The following is a 24,662-nucleotide window of genomic DNA, read 5'->3' as shown; positions in this document are numbered from 1 at the left end:
CTATCTATACGACTTCTTGCAAAATAAAGATTTTAAAATATGATAAGCTGAAAATTCTCTCGGTTTGTCATATTTTTTTTGAATTTTTTACGAATATAAAGATAAAGGAGAAAAATTATGTTTGAAAAAATAGTTGAAAAATTAAAGGAATACAAGATATTTATTGGACTTTCTTTGATAGGAATCGTCTTGGCTGGCTTTTTCTTGCTGAAGGGGAACGCTCAGCCACAGAATCAGGTCAGCGCACTGGCTCAGGAAGTGGTTACATCAGCTTCATCTGAAACCAATGCAGAAAAAAGAAGTGCGAATCAAGAAAAAATCGATTCAGAAAAAGATATGGATTCAGAGGAATCTGAGAAAGAAGTCACCGTTGATGTCAAAGGTGCTGTCAAAAATCCAGGAGTTTATCAGTTGCGGGCAGGAGCGCGTGTGCATGATGCCCTACAAAAAGCAGGTGGCCTATTGCCAGATGCCGAGTCAAAATCCATCAACCAAGCACAAAAATTAACAGATGAGGCAGTTGTCTATGTAGCTAAAGTCGGTGAGGAAGGAGCAGATGTGACGCAAGCTAGTCAGACGCCCGCTGGAAATGGGGGAACAGAGAAAGGAAAGTCTGACTTGGTCAATCTCAATACGGCGACCGAAGCTGAACTTCAGACAGTTTCAGGCATCGGTCAAAAGAAAGCGCAAGACATCATTGCTTATCGGGAAGCCAATGGTAAGTTTAAGTCAGTAGACGAGCTGAAAAATGTTTCAGGAATCGGTGCAAAAACCTTAGAAAAGTTAAAAGACTATGTCACAGTGGATAAATAAATTTCCCATCAAACCAATCTATTTTTGTCTTTTGCTGGTGCTGACCTACTTTGCGATTTACACTAGTAGTCTGTCAGCTTATCTAGGTTTGGCAGTTCTCCTTGTTCGGCTCTTTTGGCTTTATTCGACTAGAAATAGTCTGCTTGTTTTGGTGTTCTTGAGTCTCTTTGCAGGATTTTTCCTATTTCGGAGAGAAATGGCTAATCAAGCCTTTCGAGATGAACCGGAAACCATTTCTACCATTGTGATCAAGCCAGATACAATTAAAGTCAATGGCGACTCGCTTTCTTTTCGCGGTCATTCCAATGGTCGAACCTATCAGGCTTTTTATAAAATCCAGTCAGAAAAGGAAAAACAAGCTTTTCAAAAGCTGAGCGATCAACTCCTTGTGAAGATTGATGGAGAACTCAGTTTAGCAGAAGACCAACGCAATTTTTCAGGCTTTGACTATCGGGCTTATCTAAAAACGCAAGGGATTTACAGGATTTTGAAAATCAATCACATCAAGTCCAGTCAGCATTTTAGCAGTCTTAATCCTTGGGACTGGCTGTCGGTTTGGCGGAGAAAAGCCTTAGTTTACATCAAGGAAAATTTTCCTAGCCCCATGAGCCACTATATGACTGGACTTTTGTTTGGTGATTTGGACACAGATTTTGCTGAGATGAATGAACTTTATTCTAGTCTGGGGATTATCCATCTCTTTGCCCTATCTGGGATGCAGGTCGGCTATTTCATGGATGGTTTTCGCAGGATTCTTCTCAAATCTGGTTTGAAAAGAGAAACCGTCGATTGGATACAGTTGCCCTTTTCCTTTATCTATGCAGGTTTGACGGGCTTTTCAGTGTCAGTCGTGAGGAGTTTAGTACAAAAGCTGCTCTCGCAGTTTGGTGTGACTAAGCTGGACAACTTTGCTTTGACAATCATGCTATTAGCCATTTTCATGCCCAATTTTCTCTTGACGACGGGTGGCGTTCTTTCCTGTGCCTATGCTTTTGTCATATCTGTCATGGATTTTGAGCATTTACCTCCCGTGCGAAAGGTGCTGGCAGAAAGTCTGACCATTTCACTTGGAATTCTACCGATTCTGATTTTCTATTTTTCCGAATTTCAGCCATGGTCTATTCTGCTGACCTTTCTATTCTCAGTCATTTTTGATCTTTTTATGCTTCCAGCCCTGACCTTTATTTTTGTCCTATCACCTCTTTTGAAAATCACTCAGGTCAATGTCTTATTTGAACTGCTGGAAGGGCTAATCCGTTGGACAGCCTCTATTTCTTCTCGACCAGTGATTTTCGGTCAGCCATCTATCTGGATGATGCTAGGCCTGCTTATCACTCTTGGCTTGCTCTATGATTTTCGCAGACAGAAGAAAGTTGTGACCTTACTTAGCTTGGTTCTTGCTCTGCTATTTTTTCTCACAAAGCATCCTCTACAAAATGAAATTACAGTCATTGATATTGGGCAGGGAGATAGCATTTTCTTACGTGATTGGCGGGGGAAATCTGTTCTGATTGATGTGGCTGGTCGAGTGGAGATTGGCAAGAAAGAAGCCTGGCAGAAGCGGATTTCTTCAACAAATGCAGAAAAGACCTTGATTCCCTATCTGAAAAGTCGGGGAGTGAGCCGCTTGGATGTGCTGGTTTTGACCCACACAGATACCGATCACATGGGTGATATGTTGGAGGTGGCCAAGCATTTTTCTATAAAGGAAATTTACGTATCTAAGGGAAGTTTGACCCAGTCGGATTTTGTGGAGAAACTGGATCGGATGCAGACGAAAGTCCATGCGGTAGAGGTAGGGGATAAGCTTCCGATTTTTGATGGAGCTTTGCAGGTTCTTTATCCTGAGGAGACGGGCGACGGCAGTAATGATGACTCTGTCGTCTTGTACGGGAAGTTTTTTGGAACCAGCTTTTTGTTCACAGGAGACTTAGAGGAAAATGGCGAAGCTACCTTGATGCGGCGTTTTCCGCAACTCAAGGTGGATGTCTTAAAAGCAGGCCACCACGGTTCTAAAGGATCCTCTAGCCCAGAATTTTTACATCAGCTTCAGCCCAAAATTGCCCTCATCTCTGCCGGTAAGAATAACCGCTACAAGCATCCTCACCGGGAAACTCTGGACAGATTTGAGAACATTCAGACACAGATTTTCCGTACAGATGAACAAGGAGCTATTCGCTTCAGTGGCTGGGATTCATGGGAAATCGAAACGGTAAAGTAACACCTGTTTCCTTGCTCTGAGAGTGAGCCAAGATTAACTTACCTTGATTTCGAGCTAAAATTATGATACAATGAATTCTGTTAATAAAAATTTAGAGGAGATTTCTATGTTTTCTGCTTATAAAAAATTTTGGACTCGTTATGCAGACTTTAGTGGTCGTTCAAGTCGTTCGGATTACTGGTGGGTTGTCCTATGTCATTTTTTGATTACCTTACCATTTTCGTATATTGCCCTTTTTGGTTTTCTCATTCCGCTTTTTAGTGAAGTTTATTATGCAGGACTATACGATTATGAACCAGATTTATCGGGAGTTACGGCTGGCGCTGGTTTGGCTGTGTTCATAATGTTCTTACTTGCCATCTATTGGGTTGCAACAATCGTTCCTAATCTTGCCATCGCTGTTCGTCGTCTTCGTGATGCTGGCTTCCATTGGGCATTTATTTTTCTCACTGTAGGGCCTTCACTAGCTTCCTTCATTCCAGTGTTGAATATCCTAGCTGCTTTAGTCAGCTTGCCATGTAGTATTGCTTTAATTGTCTTGCTTTGCCAAGCTAGCAAACCAGCTCAGCAAGTTAAAGGAGCTCCTTATGGTCAACAAGGATTCCAAGGTCAGCAATTTGGTCAAGCTCAACAACCAGTTCAAAACCAACAGTTTGCTCAGCCTGGATTCCAAGGACAACAACAGCCGGCACCAAACCAACAATTTGGTCAAGTTCAACAGCCAGCTCAAAACCAACAGTTTAGTCAGCCTGTTAACCAAGAGCAACCATTTGCTCAGCAACAAGCACCCGTTCAGAATCCAGAATTTAGCCAGCCTCAGCAACCTTTTGGTCAAAATCAAGTGAACCAGCCAACTCAACCGTTTGCTGCTAGCCAAGCCCAAACTCAAGATTCAACCCAATCAGCATTCTCAGCCTCAGTTTCAGAACCAGCTGAATCAGTTCATTCAGTAGAAGCTCATCAGTCTCAGGCTGAAACTGCAGAACAGGCTCTGGGAAATGCTTCTGAACAAATCACTAACTCAGAGTCAATCTCTCAATAAAATCTATAAGATATCAACCCTAGATAGTTTCAATCTATCTGGGGTTTTTTGTCGTCTTTTAAACTTTTGTAACCAAAATGTCTTTCTATTCGTTATACTAGTAGAAAGGGGGAAGAATAGAAAAGTATTGCATAGAGAAAAGTAGTATCAAATGAAAAGTAGCAGCTGCGAGCTTTGGATTAGAAAGACTTTTCACTATTATTCTGCTTTTTAAAGGAATGCAAGTAGGGAGAGATTTGAAGAGAAGTTGTGGGGAGGTGAGATTATCAAACTGGATGAATACGAAAACATCTTGATTGGCTTTGCCCGAGAGATTGTTTTCTACTTGCAAAAGTCAGGAGCTTCTAAGGCCGAGGCAGAAGATGTGGTACAGGATGTTTTTGTCAAAATGTTAGAGACTGATCTGGTCATCCCAGCAGAGAAGATGCGAGCTTGGATGTATCGGGTGTCCATTCGCCGCTATATCGATCGCTATAGGCGCGATCAGCATTATCTAGAAATTTTGCAAAAGGAATTTTTTAAACAAGATGAGATTCGACCGTTTGAAAACGACCATTATGAGCTGTTAAGGACGACGATAGAAGAACTCCCGACTAAGGAAGTAATGCTTTTAGATCTTTATTATTTCCAAAATTTTACAGTAAAGGAAATCGCTCAAATTATGTCGTATTCTGTAAGTAAAGTGAAAGTGCAACTCATGCGTAGCCGAATTAAGCTCCGCCATAAATTGGAAAAGAAAGGATATAAAAATGGAAACATTTGAAATTTTAGCGAAGAAAAGTAAAAGAAAACGACTTTGGAAGACAGTTGCCATCAGTAGTCTTGTCTCCTTAGCTTTATTGCTTTTACTAGGAAAGGGATTGATAGAATTAGCCTCGAGTAATGGTCGAAATTTGCAGAAAGAGTACGAAGTTATGTCGGAAATCGCCTACCCTAATGTTGACTATGACAGTCTTTACTACACTCAAAATTCTTTGTTTTCAGGAACCTTACATTCTGATCGTTTCAAAGATTTAGATGGAGTGAAGGTGGCTTATCCTTCCTATGAGGGGAACTATTCACTCATAGGTGCTTTTAGAGATCCGACTGCGGAAGGGACTTATTTGTCTCTCTCAGGAACCTATACGCGAACCCTGCGTCAAAAATATCCGGTCTTCTACAATATTAATGCTAAAGGAACAATAGATACAAAGCGAATCCCTCAAGAACTTGCTTCTGTCAAAGAAATGCCGAATCAATTGGTGGAAGTAGCTTTGACTTTTGATAAAGCTTATACCTATAAGGAAATCCAGCAGATGATACCGAACAATCTCAAAATCAACTGGTACTGGATTGGCAGTCAGTCAGAAGATGGTGAAAAAGGTATTGAACTGTTTTCCGATCCCCAGTTCACCTACGGAGCTAACACTAGTCTTCTCTTTACTTATGATTCAGATGTTAGGAAGAAGGCAAAAGAGGCTAAGAAAGAGCAGCAGACTTTCTTGGATTATCTGAAAAAGGCAGATAAAAATCTTTTCCCAAGTCTTAGTGGGTACAACATGTATAATGATGTTGAGGCCTATCTAAAGAAATTTGGTCAGCTAGATATTCGTGAACCAGAAAATCGGGATCAATTGACTTTCTCCGGTGTTATCTTGACAGGAAAAGCTGAAAATTTCACTCAATTAGAAGGAAAAGGGTGGATTTATGCTTCGAGTATCGGTGCTTCCGTTCCCAATCAGCCTTACTATAAGCTAGATAAGGAATAATTGACAAAAAATGTGTAAAAGGCTTGCATTTTCAGTAAAATTTGATAAAATAGTAAGGAAAGTTAGACTGTATTGCCTACTGTCTATCTATAAAATATATTTTATTGGAGGCTTTTACTCAAATGGCAAAAGAAAAATACGATCGTAGTAAACCACACGTTAACATTGGTACTATCGGACACGTTGACCACGGTAAAACTACTTTGACAGCAGCTATCACAACTGTATTGGCACGTCGCTTGCCTTCATCAGTTAACCAACCAAAAGACTATGCGTCTATCGATGCTGCTCCAGAAGAACGCGAACGCGGTATCACTATCAACACTGCGCACGTTGAGTACGAAACTGAAAAACGTCACTACGCTCACATCGACGCTCCAGGACACGCGGACTACGTTAAAAACATGATCACTGGTGCCGCTCAAATGGACGGAGCTATCCTTGTAGTAGCTTCAACTGACGGACCAATGCCACAAACTCGTGAGCACATCCTTCTTTCACGTCAGGTTGGTGTTAAACACCTTATCGTCTTCATGAACAAGATCGACTTGGTTGATGACGAAGAATTGCTTGAATTGGTTGAAATGGAAATCCGTGACCTCTTGTCAGAATACGACTTCCCAGGTGACGATCTTCCAGTTATCCAAGGTTCAGCTCTTAAAGCTCTTGAAGGTGATACTAAGTACGAAGACATCATCATGGAATTGATGAACACTGTTGATGAGTACATCCCAGAACCAGAACGTGATACTGACAAACCTCTTCTTCTTCCAGTCGAAGACGTATTCTCAATCACTGGTCGTGGTACAGTTGCTTCAGGACGTATCGACCGTGGTACTGTTCGTGTCAACGATGAAATCGAAATCGTTGGTATCAAAGAAGAAATCCAAAAAGCAGTTGTTACTGGTGTTGAAATGTTCCGTAAACAGCTTGACGAAGGTCTTGCAGGGGACAACGTAGGTGTACTTCTTCGTGGTATCCAACGTGATGAAATCGAACGTGGTCAAGTTATCGCTAAACCAGGTTCAATCAACCCACACACTAAATTCAAGGGTGAAGTTTACATCCTTACTAAAGAAGAAGGTGGACGTCACACTCCATTCTTTAACAACTACCGTCCACAGTTCTACTTCCGTACAACTGACGTTACAGGTTCAATCGAACTTCCAGCAGGTACTGAAATGGTAATGCCTGGTGATAACGTAACTATCGACGTTGAGTTGATCCACCCAATCGCCGTTGAACAAGGTACTACTTTCTCTATCCGTGAAGGTGGACGTACTGTTGGTTCAGGTATGGTTACTGAAATCGAAGCTTAATTCGATTTCGTTCCCAGATAACAATTATAAAATCAGACACGAAAAGTCTCGCTTCGGCGGGGCTTTTTCTTTTAGAGAAAGCCTTTTTCTCGCAAACATGATATAATAATTCTATATTTTGTTGTTGAAAAGAGACGGTATGAAATTACTTTATACGGATATCCGCAGTCCTTTGACAGCGCATTTGGCTAAGCAAGCTCAGGACTTGGCAGCGGCTGGCAAGCGGGTCTTTTATATAGCGCCCAACTCCCTTTCTTTTGAAAAGGAACGAGCAGTTTTGGAAAAATTGGAAAATCAGGCTTCCTTTGCCATTACGGTGACACGTTTTGCCCAGATGGCTCGCTATTTTGTCCTCAATGATGTTCAGGAAGGACAGGCCTTGGATGATATTGGGCTGGGCATGTTATTTTATCGGATTTTATCGGGAATGGATGACCGGGAGCTCAAGGTTTATGGGCGGATTAAGAAAGATGCACAATTTATCCAGCAACTGATAGACCTTTATCATGAGCTTCAGACAGCCCAGATGACTTTTGCGGATTTGAATCATCTAGAAGAGCCAGAGAAGCGCGAGGATTTACTCAAGATTTTCACGGCTTTTTCTGCTGCTCTTCAGGCAGGAAATTATGATGCGACCTCTAAACTCACGATTTTTACCCAGCATATTCTAGCTGGAGATTTGGATGGGGAATTGGCTAATCTCGCGCTGGTTATTGATGGCTTTACTCGCTTCTCAGCAGAGGAGGAATATCTAGTAGATTTGCTGCATCGCAAGGGAGTGGAGATTGTCATCGGCGTTTATGCTAGTCAAAAAGCCTACCGGACAGCCTTTCGTGAGGGCAATCTTTATCAGGCCAGCGTGGACTTTTTGCTCAAGCTAGCTCAAACTTATCAGGTCAAGCCAGAGTATCTGGCAGATGGTTCGAGTCAGCTTGATGATGCCTTTGGCAAGATTTCCAAGATTTTAGAGAGTCGCTATGATTTTTCTGAAACCCATGTGGAATTGACTGCGGAGGATCGCTCTCACGTAGAGATTTGGTCGGTGCGCAATCAGAAAGAGGAACTGGAATATGTGGCCAAGTCCATCCGTCAGCGGCTCCACGATGGCGCCCGCTACAAGGATATCCGATTGCTTTTGGGTGATGTGGAGGCCTACCAGCTCCAGCTAAAGACCATCTTTGATCAGTATCAGATTCCCTTTTATTTGGGGCGGTCTGAGTCCATGTCCCAGCATCCTTTGGTCCAGTTTTTAGAGTCGCTGGAGCGCTTGAAACACTATAATTTTCAGACGGAAGATTTACTCAATCTTCTAAAAACGGGCCTGTATGGTGGCTTGAGCCAGGAGGAGCTGGATAACTTTGAACAGTACCTTCGATTTGCTGAGATTAAAGGGGCAACCAAGCTAGGGAGAGATTTTACCATTAATCGTCAGGAGAAATTTGACCTGAAGCGGCTCAATGTCCTGCGTCGGAGTCTTATCACGCCTCTGTTAGACTTTTTCAAATCTCGTAGTCAGACAGTGGCTGGTCTCTTAGCTAAATTTACCAGCTTTATCAAAGAAGTTCGCTTGGATGCCAATCTGACTGGTCTGCTGGAAGGAGCAAGTCAGCAGGAAGTGGAACGGCAGGAGGAAGTCTGGAAGACCTTCTGCCATGTCTTAGAGCAGCTTGCACAGGTGTTTGATGCTAGCAAGCTCAAGATCGATGATTTTCTGGCTCTGATTCTGTCTGGCATGCTTCTGGCCAAGTACCGAGTTGTACCAGCGACAGTGGACGTGGTGACAGTTCAGTCCTATGATTTGATTGAGCCCATGGCTGCGCCTTATGTCTATGCTATCGGATTGACGCAGGAGCGCTTGCCCAAGTTAGCGCAAAATAAAAGTCTGCTCAGTGACGAAGAACGTCAGAAATTAAATCAAGCGACTGGGGACGAGGCTGAGTTGCAGATATCCAGCAGTGAAAATCTCAAGAAAAATCGCTTTGCAGCGCTATCCTTGCTTAATTCAGCGACAGAAGATTTGGTTTTGTCTGCTCCTGTCTTAATCAATGAAGTAGAAGATGCCATGTCTTCCTATCTGACAGAGCTGGAAATAGCGCCTATTTCCCTACCTATCATCAGCAAACGACCACAGGCTAGTAGCGACGATATTGGGACTTATCGGGCTCTGCTGGCGCGCGTGATTGACCTCTATCAGGAAGATATTGACCGCGAATGGACTCCGGAGGAGCAGACTTTTTGGGCGGTGGCAATTCGAGTCTTGCGTAAGAAGTTGGCAGCTGAAGGGATTTCTATTCCCCAGATCAGCGAGGAATTGAAGACGGAGACTCTCAAGTCTGAAACCCTCAAAGCTCTGTATCCTTCAGAGCAGCCTTTGAAACTGTCAGCTTCTGCCCTCAATGAATATTTTAAAAACCAGTATGCCTATTTTCTTAAGTATGTCTTGCGGTTGCAGGAGGAGTGGACCATTCAGCCGGATGCGCGCAGTCACGGGATTTTCCTCCACCGAATCTTTGAAAAGGTTATGCAGGAGCAGCTGGAGCAGGATTTCGACACTCGCTTGCAGCGGGCTATGGAGGAGACTAGCTGGGAGGATGAGTTTGAGTCTATCTATGGAGAAAATGGCGAGACCCAATTTGCCCGCCGTTTGCTATTGGACACGGCTCAGGCCACTGGTCGTATCTTGGCTCAGTCGGATGGGCTGGAGGTCATCGGTGAGGAGACTGACTTTGGTCATGATCGGCCTTTCTTGCTTTTGGACAATGGCAGAGCTCTTCAAGTGAGCGGCAAGGTGGACCGGATTGATCGGCTGACGGAGACGGGGAGTCTGGGAGTTGTGGATTACAAGTCAGGCGATACCAAATTCAGCTTTGAGAAGTTCTTTAATGGGCTTAATTCTCAGCTGCCGACCTACCTAGCAGCTATCCGAGAAATGCCAGAATACCAGGAAGACAAGGGAATTTTCGGTGCCATGTACCTACAGATGACGGAGCCTCTAGCTAGCTTAAAGGAGACCAAGGCGCTGGACGAGGCGGTGAAACAGGTTATGAAAAGTCAGGTCTATAAAGGCCTCTTTCTGGCTGACCAAGCCAAGGACTTGGGCACTAACTATGAGAAAAGCAAGGTTAATTTGCTGACAAAGGAAGAATTGGAAGTGATTTTGGCTTATAATGCTTATCTCTATCAGCAGGCAGCAGAAGGCATTTTAGCTGGTCGTTTTGCCATCAATCCTTATACAGAAAATGGTCACAGTATTGCCCCTTACGTGGACCAGTTTAAAGCCATTACAGGCTTTGAGGCCAATCTTCATCTGGGGCAAGCTAGACAGCTGACCAAGTTAAATCTTGAGCAGTACGAAAAGCGGCCAACAGGTGAGAAGCTGCGTCAAGCCTGGCTAGAAAAAATCAAGGAGGAGTTGGACAAATGAGACGGATTCCCTTTTTAAACGAGCAGGATATCCTAGTCAAGCAGGCTGAAGAAGCTGCCTCTGACAAGCCGCAAAAGCGCACACCAGAGCAGATCCAGGCCATCTACTCCTCTGGTCAGAATATTCTTGTTTCGGCTTCGGCTGGATCTGGTAAGACCTATGTTATGGTTCAGCGGATTATTGACCAGATTCTCAGAGGTGTGGAAGTCAGCCAACTCTTTATCTCTACCTTTACTGTCAAGGCGGCAGGTGAGCTCAAGGAACGGCTGGAGAAGGAGCTGAGTCTGTTACTCAAGGAGACTTCAGTTCAGGAACTCCGCCAGCATCTGGCTCAGCAGTTGGCTGAGATTGCCAATGCGGATATTGGCACAATGGATGCCTTTACCCAGAAAGTGGTCAATAAGTACGGCTACTTGCTGGGGCTGGCACCGCATTTTCGGATTTTACAGTCGGTCAGTGAGCAGCTCATTCTGCAAAATGAAGTCTTTGACCAGCTTTTCGATACCTACTATGATAGCGATCAGCAGGAATTATTCAGCCGCTTGGTCAAAAATTTCTCTGGCAAGCGTAAGGACATTGCTGGTTTCCGCCAGCAGATTTATAGTATTTATAGTTTTCTCCAGTCTACCAGCAATCCGCGGAAATGGTTGGAGGAAACCTTTCTGCTAGGCTATGAAACCAGTGATTTTGATGCAGAGCGGGAGCGAATACTCTCTGGAGCTAGGCAGTCTTTGCTGGATTTGGAAGATTTTTTTCAGAGCCATCTGGCTCATGAAGGACAGGCTTTTGCTGGGGCTAAATATCAGGAAAATATTCAGGCGGCCTTAGATATCTTGGCTGAGCTGACAGAGCAGACCGGATCTGAGCAGTTACTAGACCTGATTCAGCGCTTTTTAGAATTGGCCAAGACCTCTAACCATCAGGCTTTTACTGCCCGAGTTGGTAAGAATGCGGACGAACTAAAAAAAGAGCTTGCCCAAGCCTATAATGAAGCCCGTAAGCCCTTGATAGAGCGAATTAAAGAGCTGGATGTCCGCCTCTATCATCTGAACTTTATGGAGCAGCATCAGGCAGAAGCTCTTCCACTACTGGATTTGTTGCGAGATTTTGTCCGAGATTTCTCACAGGCTTATTTGGAGCGTAAAGTAGCAGAAAATGCCTTTGAATTTGGTGATATCAGTCATTTTGCTATTGAAATTTTAGAAAATTATCCAGAAGTGCGGCGTTTTTATCAGGATAAGTACCATGAGGTGATGGTCGATGAGTATCAAGACACCAACCATACTCAGGAGCGAATGCTGGAATTGCTGGCTCGAGGAAATAATAGCTTTATGGTCGGCGACATTAAGCAGTCCATCTATCGATTCCGTCAGGCCGATCCGCAGATTTTTAACGATAAGTTTAAACTCTATCAGGCCGATCCTAGTCAGGGCAAGCTGATTATTCTCAAGGAAAATTTCCGCAGTCACATCGAGGTGCTGGAAGCGACCAATGATATCTTTAAACGACTCATGGACGAGGAAGTCGGTGAGATTGACTACAATGAGACCCACTATTTGGTGGCGGGAAATCCAGCCAAACAGGAGCCAAATCCAGCCAATCAGGCGGAGTTCCTGATTTATGATGGCAGTGCCGATAGCGAAGAAGAGGATTCTGGCCAAGGACTACCTAGTATTTCAGCTGGTGAAGTCGCCTTGGTAATCAAGGAAATCATCCGCCTCCATAATCAAGAAGGGGTGGATTTCAAGGATATTACCTTGCTAACAGCTTCGCGGACCCGCAATGATCTGATTTTGGCAGAGTTTGACCGGCATCATATCCCGATTGTGCCTGATGATGGCGAGACCAATTATCTCCAGTCGGTAGAGGTCATGGTGATGCTGGATACCCTGCGGACCATTAACAATCCTCTCAATGACTATGCCCTGACCGCTCTCCTAAAGTCGCCAATGTTTGACTTTGATGAGGATGAATTGGCTCGGCTAGCCTTGCAAGCTTCCAGTACCAAGTCTATGGAAAATCTCTACGAAAAGCTGAGGAATGCTCTGGCTGATCAAGGTCTGGAACCTCAGCTTATCCATGATGAATTGCGCAAGAAACTGCAGCACTTCCAGGAAACGCTGAATGACTGGCGCAACTATTCCAAGATGCATTCTCTCTATGATTTAATCTGGAAGATTTATCAGGATCGTTTTTACTACGATATGGTCGGGGCTCTGCCCAACGGTGAGCAGCGTCAGGCCAATCTCTATGCCCTGTCCTTGAGGGCCAACGACTATGAAAAGTCGAGTTTCAAGGGTCTGTCCCGCTTTATCAGCATGATTGACCGAATTTTGAAAAATGAGCACGATTTGGCTAGTGTCCCTCTGGCTGCTCCGAAAAATGCAGTCCAGCTAATGACTATCCATAAGAGTAAGGGGCTGGAGTTCAAATATGTCTTTCTGCTCAATATGGACAAGGCCTTCAATCGTCAGGATAGCAGCTCTGCTATTATCCTTAGCCGACAAAAAGGCATCGGAATCAAATATGTAGCCGATGTGGATGTTGAGGCTCAGGATCCTCATGCGCCCAAGCAGATCCGTATTTCTATGGAGACCCTACCCTATCAGCAGAATGCCGAAGAACTTAAGCTGGCGAGCCTGTCTGAGCAGATGCGCCTGCTCTATGTGGCCATGACGCGGGCTGAAACCAAGCTCTATCTGGTCGGAAAGGGCAAGCAAGCTAAGCTCCAAGAGCGCAAGTGGGGGACTAGCCAAAATGGTCGCTTATCTAGCAGTCTTCGAAGTCAGCTGACCAATTTTCAGGATTGGCTCTATGCTATTCAGTCAGTGTTTGAAAAGGAAAATCTGGCTTATCAAACCCGCTTTGTAACTGATCAGGAGCTGACAGATGAGCAGATTGGAGTAGTGAAGCAGGCTGATCCTATTCCAGTAGATGATTTGACGGGCAACCGTCAGTCAGAAGATATCCGCCGAGCTCTGGATATCTTGGAGAACGTAGACCGGCTCAACAGCCTCTATCAAGTGGCTATTGAATTGCCTAGTGTCCGTACACCCAGTCAAATCAAGAAGTTCTATGAACCAGTTATGGACTCAGAAGGGCTGGACATTATGGATGCACCTCGAAGTTATCAGACTCAGCTGACTTTTGAACTGCCTGATTTTGGCAAGAAGAAGCAAGTCACAGGAGCCCAAATCGGTTCTGCTGTCCATGAGCTCATGCAAAGGATTCCGCTGGATCGTCCTATTACTAAGACTAGCATTCGCCAAGCCTTGACTCAGGTTCAGGCAGATGCGGCAGTTAAGAAAGAGATTGATTTAGCTAAGATTGAGGCCTTTTTCGCTACAGAACTAGGTCAGCTAATCCAGCAGGAGGCGAATCATCTCCATCGGGAAGCACCTTTTGCCATGCTCAAGCAGGATCCAGCCAGCGGTCAAGACTTTGTCGTTCGGGGAATCTTAGACGGCTACCTGCTCTTTGATGATCGCATTGTCCTATTTGATTATAAGACTGACCGCTATCATGAGCCGACAGAGTTGGTAGAGCGCTACCGAGCTCAGCTGGATCTCTATGCCGAAGCCCTCAGTCGTTCCTATGGTCTTAGCCAAGTAGATAGATATTTGATTCTACTAGGAGGGACTGAGTTGCAGGTGGTCAAAGTGGACTAGTTTGCTTGGAAAATAATTAGAGTTCTAGCAAGAAAGGATATTACTAAGGGAATTGCTTGGTGGAAGGCTAGGTACACGAATTAAGTACTAATCTTCCCTTGGCGTTTCCTTTTTTTGCTTCTTTTGGGTATAATAGAAGATATGAAAGTATTACTATATCTAGAAGGAAAGTCTGTTTTAGAAAAATCAGGTATCGGACGTGCCTTGCAGCATCAAATGCATGCACTGGATCTGGCAGGAATTCCTTATACCACAGATGTTTTAGGGGATTATGATGTCGTGCATATCAACACTTACGGACCTCGTAGTTTGCTTCTTCTTCATGCAGCTAAGCGGAGAGGCAAAAAAGTGATCATGCACGGACATTCGACCAAAGAAGACTTTGAAAATTCTTTTATTGGCTCCAATCTTTTTGCGCCCTTGTTTGGTAAATATCTAGCGCACATGTATAAAATGGCGGATTTTATCATTACTCCGTCTGAGTATTCAAAAAAATTGATTGAATCCTACGGTGTGACGACGCCCATTATGGCTGTCTCAAACGGCATTGACCTGTCGAAATACAAGAAAGATGAACGCAAGGAAGCAGTCTTTAAAAAACATTTTCAGATTGCAGATGGGCAGAAAGTCGTAATTTGTGCCGGACTTTATTTCAGACGAAAAGGAATCGAAGACTTTGTCGAAGTAGCTCGCAGAATGCCAGATGTCCGCTTTATCTGGCTGGGTTCTATCAATCTTTGGCTTATTCCGCGCAAAATTCGAGATCTTGTCCTCTTTAATCATCCTGAAAACGTAGAATTTCCGGGTTATTTCAAAGGTGCAGTTTTCCAAGGAGCCATGTCAGGCAGCGATGCCTTCTTTTTCCCGTCTTATGAAGAGACTGAAGGGATTGTAGTCTTAGAAGCGCTGGCCAGCGGCCAACACGTAGTTCTGCGTGATATTCCTGTTTATAATGGCTGGATTGATGAGGAGTCGGCGGAGCTTTGTCATAATGTAGATGAGTTTGTCGAATCGCTTCGTAAGGTTCTCGACGGAAAAGTAGATAAACGTGAAGCAGGCTATCGTGTTGCGGAGAGTCGCTCTATCGATGACGTCGCACTGCAGTTAGTCAAGGCTTACCAAACAGTTTTGGAGATGTGATATGCGGATTGGTCTTTTTACAGATACCTATTTTCCTCAGGTTTCCGGGGTGGCGACGAGCATTCGCACCCTCAAGACTGAGCTAGAGAAACTAGGTCACAAAGTCTTTATTTTCACTACGACGGACAAGGATGTCAACCGCTATGAAGATTGGCAGATTATCCGTATTCCCAGCGTGCCTTTCTTCGCTTTTAAGGATCGGCGCGTGGCTTATCGTGGTTTTTCCAATGCCTTAGAAATTGCTCGCCAGTACCAGTTGGATATTATCCATACTCAGACAGAGTTTTCACTGGGTCTCTTGGGCATCTGGATTGCCAAGGAACTGCGGATTCCAGTGGTTCACACCTACCATACCCAATATGAGGACTATGTGCACTATCTTGCCAAGGGCATGGTGATTCGCCCAAGTATGGTCAAGTACATCGTGCGTGGTTTCATGAGCGATTTGGATGGTGTCGTTTGTCCTTCTGAGATTGTCTACGATCTTTTGGTCGGCTACAAAATCAAGGCGGAAAAACGGGTCATTCCAACAGGAATCGACTTGGTCAAGTTTGACCGCCCAGAACTCTCACGGGAAGACATTAAGAAACTGCGCTTTAAGCTGGAAATAGCAGAAGATGAGGTCATGCTGCTCAGTTTATCAAGAATTTCCTACGAGAAAAATATCCAGGCGATTGTTGAAGCACTGCCAATGGTGTTGGAAGAAAATGCCAAGGTGAAGTTGGTCATTGTTGGAGATGGGCCTTATGCTGAGGACTTAAAAGCCTTGGTAGCCCAGCTTCATATTGAGGATTCAGTCATTTTTACAGGGATGATTGCACCAAGCGATACAGCCCTCTACTATAAGGCGGCAGATTTCTTTATCTCAGCCTCAACCAGTGAGACGCAGGGGCTGACTTATCTGGAAAGTCTAGCCAGCGGTACACCCATCATCGCCCATGGCAATCCTTATCTGGATAATGTAATCAGCGATAAAACCTTTGGCACTCTTTATTATGAGAGCCGGGATTTGGCGGGAGCTATTTTGGAGGCCATTTTGGCAACACCAGATATGGACGAGAAAAAGCTAGCCGATAAATTATACGAGATTTCCGCCGAGAATTTTGGTCGTCGAATCTATGAATTCTATTTGGATTTGACCATTAGTAAGGATTTTCATAATGATCTCAATCCAGAAGAAACGATGGCCAAACGCTTGGCCAAGACCATTGTCTATTTACCAGGAAAAATCATGTCACTGCCGGTCAACAGCTCAACTAGGATGATAAAAGCATCTAAGAAGCAGATTAAGAATATTCGGAAATATTGGGAATAAACTTTCTCATAAGGCCTAATGAACGGAGGTGCTCTTATGAAAGTCTATAAAAAAGAAATTTTCTTTTTGCTCCCCCTTTTCTTTTTCTATTTTGTCTTTTACATACTGTTACGGTATGTTCCAATGGATTCCATATTAAGTAAGGGGCTAGTAGTTGGAAATGTTCTCATCTACTCTCCTCTGGCGACCCTGTTGGTGTCCTTGCTCTATGCAGCTTTATATGGATTTTCTTTGCGCTTTTCTTTCTTGGTTGCCCTCTTATTTTTCCTGACTATTTTCACCTTTGGGGAGTGGATTCCTCTTTATCATGCCACCTATTTCCTATGCTCACTAGCTGGAAATGGCTTGGGGCATGTGATTTATCGATTTACTAGGAAAAATAACAGAGCTGAAAACCAATAAAAGTTCTTGCAAATTTTTTCAATCGTGCTATAATAATTTTTAGAGACATATCACCTGCAGGAAATCTTTTAGAGAGCGCGTGGAGCTGGAAATCGCGCAGAGGATGTAGTTGGGACTACTCTACTGACTTTTATGAAAACATAAAACGGTGGCTACGTTAGAGCCAATCAGAGGTGTAGGTCTTTTTGACTTGCATAAATGAAGGTGGAACCACGTTGCGACGTCCTTTCGAGGATGTCGTTTTTTGTATGGAGAATAGTTACGACAAAGTTAAAATGAAATTTAGCTAAGAGCTGAATGAGGTGATAGATTTGAAGAAATATTTATCTTGGATGATGACTTGTACCTTCCTATTAGTCTATGTTTGGCTAATGAAAACTCTTAGCCTATGGGGAACGGAAAATATTATCGTCTTTTCATTTTTTCTACTCATTCCTCTCTTGCCATTTCTTGCCCCCTTTCTTGGTATCTTAATGTTTTTCAACAACAAGAAACTAATTATAACAGGATATCTTTTAAGTTTGACAGCTGCTATCTATTTGGTCAATGCAATCAAAAGTTATCCGATAAGAATATACATGAGAGGTGAGATGACTCAGGAGGAATATTTGTCTCTCATTCTTTCTTTGGTAGGCTATCTATTTATTTCTACGCTTTTCTTTATTTTTAGAATGAAAAAGCTAAAATGAAATTGATTGTTATCATTCTTTGTTGATAGCTGGTTTCCCAGTTCTTCAAAACTCAGTTATAAAAATATGATAAAATTTTAAGGAGAAAACCATGATTAAGATTACTTTCCCAGATGGCGCTGTTCGTGAATTCGAAGCTGGCGTGACTACTTTTGAAATTGCCCAATCTATCAGCAATTCCCTAGCTAAAAAAGCTCTCGCTGGTAAATTCAACGGCAAACTCATCGACACGACTCGTGCTATCACTGAAGATGGAAGCATCGAAATCGTGACACCTGATCACGAAGATGCCCTTCCGATTTTGCGCCACTCAGCGGCTCACTTGTTCGCTCAAGCAGCTCGTCGCCTCTTCCCAGACATTCACTTGGGAGTTGGTCCAGCTATCGAAGATGGCTTCTACTACGATACGGACAATCAAGCTGGTCAAATCTCCAACGAAGACCTTCCTCGTATCGAAGAAGAAATGAAAAAAATCGTTAAAGAAAACTTCCCATCTATTCGCGAGGAAGTGACCAAGGACGAAGCACGTGAAATCTTCAAGAACGACCCTTACAAGTTGGAATTGATTGAAGAACACTCTGAGGACGAAGGCGGTTTGACTATCTATCGTCAGGGTGAATACGTAGACCTTTGCCGTGGACCTCACGTTCCTTCAACTGGTCGCATCCAAATCTTCCACCTGCTCCATGTAGCTGGTGCTTACTGGCGTGGAAATAGCGATAACGCTATGATGCAACGGATCTACGGTACAGCTTGGTTTGACAAGAAAGACTTGAAGAACTACCTTCAAATGCGCGAAGAAGCCAAAGAACGTGACCACCGCAAACTTGGTAAAGAGCTTGACCTCTTTATGATTTCTCAAGAGGTTGGTCAAGGTTTGCCATTCTGGTTGCCAAATGGTGCGACTATCCGTCGTGAATTGGAACGCTATATCGTGGATAAGGAGTTAGCTTCTGGCTACCAACACGTCTACACTCCACCACTTGCTTCTGTAGAGCTTTACAAGACTTCTGGTCACTGGGATCATTACCAAGAAGACATGTTCCCAACCATGGACATGGGTGACGGGGAAGAATTTGTCCTTCGTCCAATGAACTGCCCACACCACATCCAGGTCTACAAACACCATGTTCACTCATACCGTGAATTACCAATTCGTATCGCTGAAATCGGGATGATGCACCGTTACGAAAAATCTGGTGCCCTAACTGGTCTTCAACGTGTTCGTGAAATGTCTCTCAACGACGGCCACCTCTTTGTAACTCCAGAACAAATCCAAGAAGAATTCCAACGTGCCCTTCAGTTGATTATCGATGTTTATGAAGACTTCAACTTGACTGAATACCGCTTCCGTCTCTCTCTTCGTGACCCTCAAGATACTCACAAGTACTTTGACAACGATGAGATGTGGGAAAATGCCCAAACTATGCTTCGTGCAGCGCTTGACGAAATGGGCGTGGACTACTTTGAAGCTGAAGGTGAAGCAGCCTTCTACGGACCAAAATTGGATATCCAGGTTAAGACAGCCCTTGGAAAAGAAGAAACCCTTTCGACTATCCAGCTTGACTTCTTGCTTCCAGAACGCTTCGACCTTAAATACATTGGGGCTGACGGGGAAGAACACCGTCCAGTCATGATCCACCGTGGGGTTATTTCAACCATGGAGCGCTTCACAGCTATCTTGATTGAGAACTACAAGGGTGCCTTCCCAACATGGCTTGCACCACATCAAGTGACCCTCATCCCAGTATCTAACGAAAAACACGTGGACTATGCATGGGAAGTGGCTAAGAAACTCCGTGACCGTGGTGTCCGTGCTGATGTGGATGAGCGCAATGAAAAAATGCAGTTCAAGATTCGCGCTTCACAAACCAGCAAGATTCCTTACCAATTGATCGTTGGGGACAAGGAAATGGAAGACGGAACTGTCAACGTTCGTCGCTACGGCAAAAAAGAAACACAAACTGTCTCAGTCGATGATTTTGTTCAAGCTATCCTAGCTGATATCGCCAACAAATCACGTGTGGCTAAAGAAGATTAAAATAAAAAGGCAAATTCGATTGAGGGAGCTCCTCAATAGGCTTTGCCTTTTCATTTTTTACAATTTTGTTAAACGTAATCCTCTCTCATCCCTGTGTTTTGTCTAATCCCATGAAAAATGATATAATAGACTAAAAGGACAGGGGAGAGAGATGTTAAAGAGAGATTTACTGAGAAATATTATTATTGTGACGGTATTTATTGCCATTCTGGTGGGGCTACGCTTGTTTGTCTATACACCTTATCGCATCACCAAGCAAGATGCCAATTCTTTCTTAGCGGAAAATGATTTGGTCTTGGCGGATAAGACAGCCAAGCTTGCTCGTGGGGAATTTGCCCTCTATGAGGTCGATGGAAAAGAGTATGTCGGCCGTGTCATTGCTATAGAAAATGACAAGGTGACCTATATGGATAACTTACTGTATCTGAACGATCAGGTGCAATCAGAGCAATATATCGAAAAGATGCGAGAGAAATATCTGGCTTCGGCTGCCAGCACGGGCTATTATACCCACGATTTTTCTGTTGTTGACTTAAAAGGAGCGACTTCTGATACCATCCCTAAAAATTCTTTTTTAATCTTAAATGATCGGCGAGAAAACACGAAAGATAGCCGTGAGTTTGGTCTGATCAAAAAAGATCAAATTAAGGGCAGTGTAGAATTTCGCGTATCTCCCTTAAACAAATTTGGTTTTATTGAAACGAAGTAGTAAAAAACTAGGCTGGAAATTCCAACCTAGTTTTCTTTTTTAGATGTTTTAAGACTTTCTTTGGTTTTCTTAAGCTCTTTTTTCAGCGAGAAGTTTTTAGACATGCTGATGAGAAAGGTTGTAATAGAGCCTAGGAGGACAGAGACCAAAATCAAAATGATTAAGGGAAGTTTAAAGCTGAAGAGGATAAAGCTAACATTGACGCTCTGCATATTGGCCAAGGAAATGCTAGCAACCAATAGGATGGTAATCAATAGCAGGATATAGTGTAATTTTTCTTTCATAACGATCTCCTAATTATTCAAATTCAGCCTTGCTCTTGATATCGCCATATTCTTCTTGAGTTTCTTGGGCTAGGATATCCTCATAAGCTGCTAATTCAATGTTAGAGCCATACTTGTTTTTCAGAGCAGTGGTCACCAGACGGTAGGCCAAGTTCGCATTGCGAGACAAGATGGGACCATGGAAGTAGGAGCCGAAGACATTTTTATAATGAACGCCTTCGTTGCCGTCTTCTTGGTTGTTGCCGTTTCCATAAACGACCTTGCCCAGAGGTTTTTCATCGTCAGAGAGGAAGGTTCGTCCTTGGTGGTTTTCAAAGCCGTAGTAGGTCTCGTTAAATTCTTCGTTATGAATCTTGATGTCACCAATATAGCGATTCTTGACTTGGTTGAGAGTATAATGTCCCATGATGCCCAGACCTTCGATTCGACGGCCAGAAGCCTCGATATAGTATTGGCCAAGAAGTTGGAAACCGCCGCAGATAGCTAGCACAACGCCGTTTTCATTGATAAAGCTTTCCAAAGCTTCTTTTTTAGCTGGCAGATCACGAGCCACGATCGTTTGCTCATAGTCTTGACCTCCGCCAAAGAAGACGATGTCATAGCTATCCTTATCAAAGTCATCCTCTAGGGAGACAATATCAACCTCGACTCTAGCGCCTAGCTTTTCAGCTACATACTTGAGCATGAGGACATTGCCGTTGTCGCCATAGGTATTCATAAGGTCGCCGTAGAGATGAGCGATTTTTAAGTCATAGTGATAGTCCTGGTTTTCAGGAGAAACGAGGGATCTATAAACCATTAGTTCATCTCCTTTCTGATTACTTGTCGTTCTGCCAGCAACTCGCGGAATTCCAGCATAGCGGTATAAGTAGCTAGGATATAGGCGTGCTTGGTTTCTTGCTGTTCAATGGTCTTAAAGACTGCTTCCAAATCTTTGACTTCGGTAATCTGCTCTGCTGGATAGCCCGTTACCCGCAGTCGACGCGCAATCTCAGAATGGCGGACTCCGCCTGCAACGACCTGAGGGATATCCATCTCTAAAATTTTCTCAAAATCTGCATCCCAGATCCAGCTAGTATCAATACCGTCCGCATAGTTGGCATTAAGCAGGACAGATAGGCTAAAATCAAAAGGTGCCAGCTCAATCATTTCCAAGGCTTGGGTGGCTCCGACCGGATTTTTGATCAAGACCAAGGTACATTCCTTATCGCCGATTTTGAAAGTTTCCTGACGGCCAAAGACAGCCCGGCTCTTGTCAAAGCCAGCCTTGATAGTAGCCGGCTCAACTCCGAAGAACTGAGCAACTGACACAGCGGCCAAGGCATTGTAGATATTGTAGAGACCACCGATATTGATCTGATAGTCTTGCCCATCAATGGTAAAGGCAGAGCGATTGTGCTCAAGTGCTTTGAGTGCAGTCAGACTGTAGTCTAGCTTAGGACGCTTGAAGCCACAGTCCTCACAGATGTAAGCTCCGAGATTTGCATAAGTATTGAGCTCGTACTTGAGGATATGCTCGCACTTAGGACAGAGGATACCATCGGTATTGTAGTGTGCTAGCTTAGGTTGGCTTTTCTCCGTGTCAAATCCATAGTAGCGGACAGGATTTTTCAGGCTGACCGAGTTAAAGAGCGGGCTGTCACCATTCATCAGCACAGTTGCTTCAGGTACCTTAGCTGCAGCATCTAAAATCATCTGGTAAGTTGTGTAGATCTCACCATAGCGGTCCATTTGGTCACGGAAAATGTTGGTAAAGACGAAGAGGCTAGGCTTGATATAATCACAAATCCGAGACAGGCTGGCTTCATCTATTTCCAGCACAGCGATATTTTTGCCAGATTTGCCTTTTTTAGCTGTCAGGAAGGTTGTCGTAATCCCCGTAATCATATTGGCGCCGCTGGGATTGGTCACCACTTCTCCGAAGGCTTCCTTGAGAATGCCCACTGTCAGAGCTGTAGTCAGAGTTTTCCCATTGGTTCCGGTAATAACCACAACTTCGTAGTTTTTGGCCAAGTTTTGCAAAATGTTTTTGTCAAATGTGAGGGCAACTTTCCCTGGCAGAGTCGAGCCGCGTCCCATTTTGCTGAGAACAAAGTGGGAGGACTTGCCTGCCAAGAGGCCCAATGCTGTATTTATCTTCATAAGAAATATTTTATCATAAAAAAGTAAAGAAGGTTACAGAAAAATATCCTTAAAAGTGATATAATAGTTGAGAACTGTTTGTTTTTGACTGGGAGGGCCACTATGCAATGAATTTTCAACAACTAACCAATCTCCAATACTGGGCTAATGTATTCAGTAATCCTTGGAATATTTTAATCAACATTATTGATATTGCTTTAGTCACCTGGATTTTATATCATTTTACTAAAGCAATTGCCGGGACTAAAATTATGATTCTGGTTCGAGGAGTGCTCTTCTTCATCTTGGCACAGTTTTTAGCGAATATCATTGGTTTGACGACCATTTCATGGTTGATCAATCAGGTTATTACCTACGGGGTCATTGCGGCAGTGGTGATTTTCTCGCCTGAGATTCGGACTGGTCTTGAAAAGTTGGGTAGAGCAACCGAGATTTTTTCAGCCACGCCAGTCAGCAGCGAGGAGAAATTGATTCAAGCCTTTGTTAAGGCAGTGGCTTATATGAGTCCGCGTAAGATCGGTGCCTTGGTGGCTATTCAGGGCGCTCGAACGTTGCAGGAATACATTGCAACGGGAATCCCACTGGATGCGGATATCTCTGGGGAACTGTTGATCAATATTTTCATTCCTAATACGCCTCTGCATGATGGGGCGGTTATTATCAAAGATAATAAGATTGCTGCTTCGTGTGCCTATTTGCCGCTTACAGAAAGCACAGGTATTTCCAAGGAATTTGGGACTCGGCACCGGGCTGCGATTGGCCTTTCAGAAGTTTCAGATGCCTTTACTTTTGTCGTGTCTGAGGAGACAGGCGGTATTTCTACGACACATAATGGAGTCTTCAAGCATGACTTGAGTTTGAGCGAGTTCGAATCACAACTGCGGGAAGTTCTGCTATCAGACAAGCATGAGAAAATGAGCCTAAAGAATCGTATCCTAGGAGGATGGAAGAATGAAAGAAAGTAAAAAAATTCTTTATATTGTCTCCTCTTTATTCTTTGCGATAATTTTGTTTATTTATGCGACCTCTAGTAGTTTTCAAAATAGTATCAGCATTCGTCAAGTGACCTCGGAAACGTACAGCAATACGATTTCCAATGTTCCGATTGATATCAAGTATGATAGTGAACGGTACTTCATTAGTGGCTTCACTTCCGAAGCTAGCGTTGTTTTGACGGGTTCTAATAGAGTGGCTTTAAGTAGCGAAATGCAGGAAAGTACACGGAAGTTCCATGTGGTAGCGGATTTATCCAATGCATCAGAAGGAACAGTCGATGTGCAGCTGAAAGTCGAAAATCTACCTAGCGGCCTGTCTGCTACGGTTAATCCGCAAAAAATTTCAGTCAAGATAGGTAAAAAAGCAAGCAAGAAAGTACCAGTGAAGTATCTCATCACAGGCAGTCAGGTTGCAGAAGATATTTCTATCACAAATGTGAGCTTGGAGCACGAAGAAGTTACAGTGACAAGCGATGAAGAAACTTTGGAAAAAGTTAATCATGTCGCAGCAGTCTTACCAAGCAACGTCACTATTTCAGGAAATTATAGTGGGGCAGCTTCCTTACAGGCCATGGATGCCAATGGGAATGTTTTGCCAAGTGTTGTGACACCGTTTGAAACAACGATGAAAGTTACGACCAAAACGACACATTCGAATTCGTCAAGCTCAAAATCGAGCTCAAGTTCGAATTCATCTAGTAAATAAATGC

General features: G+C 43.7%; 19 protein-coding genes. 16 read left to right on the top strand and 3 right to left on the bottom strand.

Annotation, left to right across the window (positions count from 1 at the left end):
- Positions 1-117: 117 nt before the first annotated feature.
- From FZ954_RS04910 to lepB, 14 genes are all read left to right on the top strand, one after another.
- Complete coding sequence (locus FZ954_RS04910; protein WP_148877533.1) at positions 118-813, top strand: helix-hairpin-helix domain-containing protein; 696 nt, start codon at positions 118-120, stop codon at positions 811-813.
- The gene (locus tag FZ954_RS04905) at positions 794-3,034 is read left to right on the top strand and encodes a DNA internalization-related competence protein ComEC/Rec2 (RefSeq protein ID WP_148877531.1); all 2,241 of its coding nucleotides are present in this window, start codon (positions 794-796) and stop codon (positions 3,032-3,034) included. The genes FZ954_RS04910 and FZ954_RS04905 overlap by 20 nt, the downstream gene beginning before the upstream one ends.
- A gap of 106 nt (positions 3,035-3,140) precedes the next feature.
- Positions 3,141-4,076, top strand: a complete 936-nt coding sequence (locus tag FZ954_RS04900; protein ID WP_148877527.1) for a DUF805 domain-containing protein — start codon at positions 3,141-3,143, stop codon at positions 4,074-4,076.
- Between the two features lie 292 nt (positions 4,077-4,368).
- Complete coding sequence (locus tag FZ954_RS04895; protein WP_187423330.1) at positions 4,369-4,839, top strand: RNA polymerase sigma factor; 471 nt, start codon at positions 4,369-4,371, stop codon at positions 4,837-4,839.
- Positions 4,826-5,824, top strand: coding sequence for an anti sigma factor C-terminal domain-containing protein (locus tag FZ954_RS04890; RefSeq protein ID WP_148877521.1), 999 nt, complete (start codon positions 4,826-4,828; stop codon positions 5,822-5,824). The genes FZ954_RS04895 and FZ954_RS04890 overlap by 14 nt, the downstream gene beginning before the upstream one ends.
- 122 nt (positions 5,825-5,946) lie before the next feature.
- The gene (gene tuf / locus FZ954_RS04885; protein ID WP_005590656.1) at positions 5,947-7,143 is read left to right on the top strand and encodes an elongation factor Tu; all 1,197 of its coding nucleotides are present in this window, start codon (positions 5,947-5,949) and stop codon (positions 7,141-7,143) included.
- A gap of 139 nt (positions 7,144-7,282) precedes the next feature.
- Entirely contained in the window at positions 7,283-10,567 is a 3,285-nt protein-coding gene (rexB, locus tag FZ954_RS04880) for an ATP-dependent nuclease subunit B (protein WP_148877517.1), read from the top strand.
- Positions 10,564-14,235, top strand: a complete 3,672-nt coding sequence (gene addA / locus FZ954_RS04875) for a helicase-exonuclease AddAB subunit AddA (RefSeq protein ID WP_148877514.1) — start codon at positions 10,564-10,566, stop codon at positions 14,233-14,235. Before rexB ends, addA begins: the two co-directional genes overlap by 4 nt.
- A 141-nt stretch (positions 14,236-14,376) precedes the next feature.
- Entirely contained in the window at positions 14,377-15,375 is a 999-nt protein-coding gene (locus tag FZ954_RS04870; RefSeq protein ID WP_148877511.1) for a glycosyltransferase family 4 protein, read from the top strand.
- A 1-nt stretch (position 15,376) separates the two neighbouring features.
- Positions 15,377-16,690, top strand: coding sequence for a glycosyltransferase family 4 protein (locus tag FZ954_RS04865; protein ID WP_148877509.1), 1,314 nt, complete (start codon positions 15,377-15,379; stop codon positions 16,688-16,690).
- Between the two features lie 36 nt (positions 16,691-16,726).
- Positions 16,727-17,092 (top strand): hypothetical protein, encoded by a 366-nt coding sequence (locus FZ954_RS04860; RefSeq protein ID WP_148877507.1) that lies wholly within the window; start codon positions 16,727-16,729, stop codon positions 17,090-17,092.
- 332 nt (positions 17,093-17,424) lie between these two features.
- Entirely contained in the window at positions 17,425-17,781 is a 357-nt protein-coding gene (locus tag FZ954_RS04855) for a hypothetical protein (protein WP_148877642.1), read from the top strand.
- 91 nt (positions 17,782-17,872) lie between these two features.
- The gene (thrS, locus tag FZ954_RS04850) at positions 17,873-19,822 is read left to right on the top strand and encodes a threonine--tRNA ligase (protein ID WP_148877505.1); all 1,950 of its coding nucleotides are present in this window, start codon (positions 17,873-17,875) and stop codon (positions 19,820-19,822) included.
- Between the two features lie 151 nt (positions 19,823-19,973).
- A complete protein-coding gene (gene lepB / locus FZ954_RS04845) occupies positions 19,974-20,531 on the top strand; it encodes a signal peptidase I (protein WP_148877503.1) in 558 nt (185 codons plus the stop codon).
- 26 nt (positions 20,532-20,557) lie between these two features.
- On the opposite strand, the gene FZ954_RS04840 is transcribed toward lepB, so the two are convergent.
- From FZ954_RS04840 to murT, 3 genes are read right to left on the bottom strand one after another with little or no spacing between them, the layout of a single operon-like run.
- Positions 20,558-20,815: a LapA family protein gene (locus FZ954_RS04840; protein WP_125405732.1), complete on the bottom strand. Its 258-nt coding sequence runs from the start codon at positions 20,813-20,815 to the stop codon at positions 20,558-20,560.
- Between the two features lie 13 nt (positions 20,816-20,828).
- Positions 20,829-21,614: a lipid II isoglutaminyl synthase subunit GatD gene (gene gatD / locus FZ954_RS04835; RefSeq protein ID WP_148877501.1), complete on the bottom strand. Its 786-nt coding sequence runs from the start codon at positions 21,612-21,614 to the stop codon at positions 20,829-20,831.
- On the bottom strand, positions 21,614-22,957 hold the full coding sequence (gene murT, locus FZ954_RS04830) for a lipid II isoglutaminyl synthase subunit MurT (RefSeq protein WP_148877498.1): 1,344 nt from the start codon (positions 22,955-22,957) through the stop codon (positions 21,614-21,616). Before murT ends, gatD begins: the two co-directional genes overlap by 1 nt.
- Before the next feature lie 107 nt (positions 22,958-23,064).
- Between murT and cdaA the strand changes: the two genes are divergently transcribed.
- Together cdaA and FZ954_RS04820 are read left to right on the top strand one after the other, a co-directional pair.
- Entirely contained in the window at positions 23,065-23,922 is an 858-nt protein-coding gene (gene cdaA, locus FZ954_RS04825) for a diadenylate cyclase CdaA (protein ID WP_148877496.1), read from the top strand.
- Positions 23,909-24,658, top strand: a complete 750-nt coding sequence (locus FZ954_RS04820) for a YbbR-like domain-containing protein (protein ID WP_148877494.1) — start codon at positions 23,909-23,911, stop codon at positions 24,656-24,658. Before cdaA ends, FZ954_RS04820 begins: the two co-directional genes overlap by 14 nt.
- Positions 24,659-24,662 lie beyond the last annotated feature (4 nt).

This window comes from Streptococcus sp. Marseille-P7375 (assembly GCF_902460365.1).
In the GTDB taxonomy this organism is placed as follows: domain Bacteria; phylum Bacillota; class Bacilli; order Lactobacillales; family Streptococcaceae; genus Streptococcus; species Streptococcus cristatus_I.
Note: the sequence above shows the minus strand (reverse complement) of the source record. Positions and strands in the feature narration are given on the sequence as shown.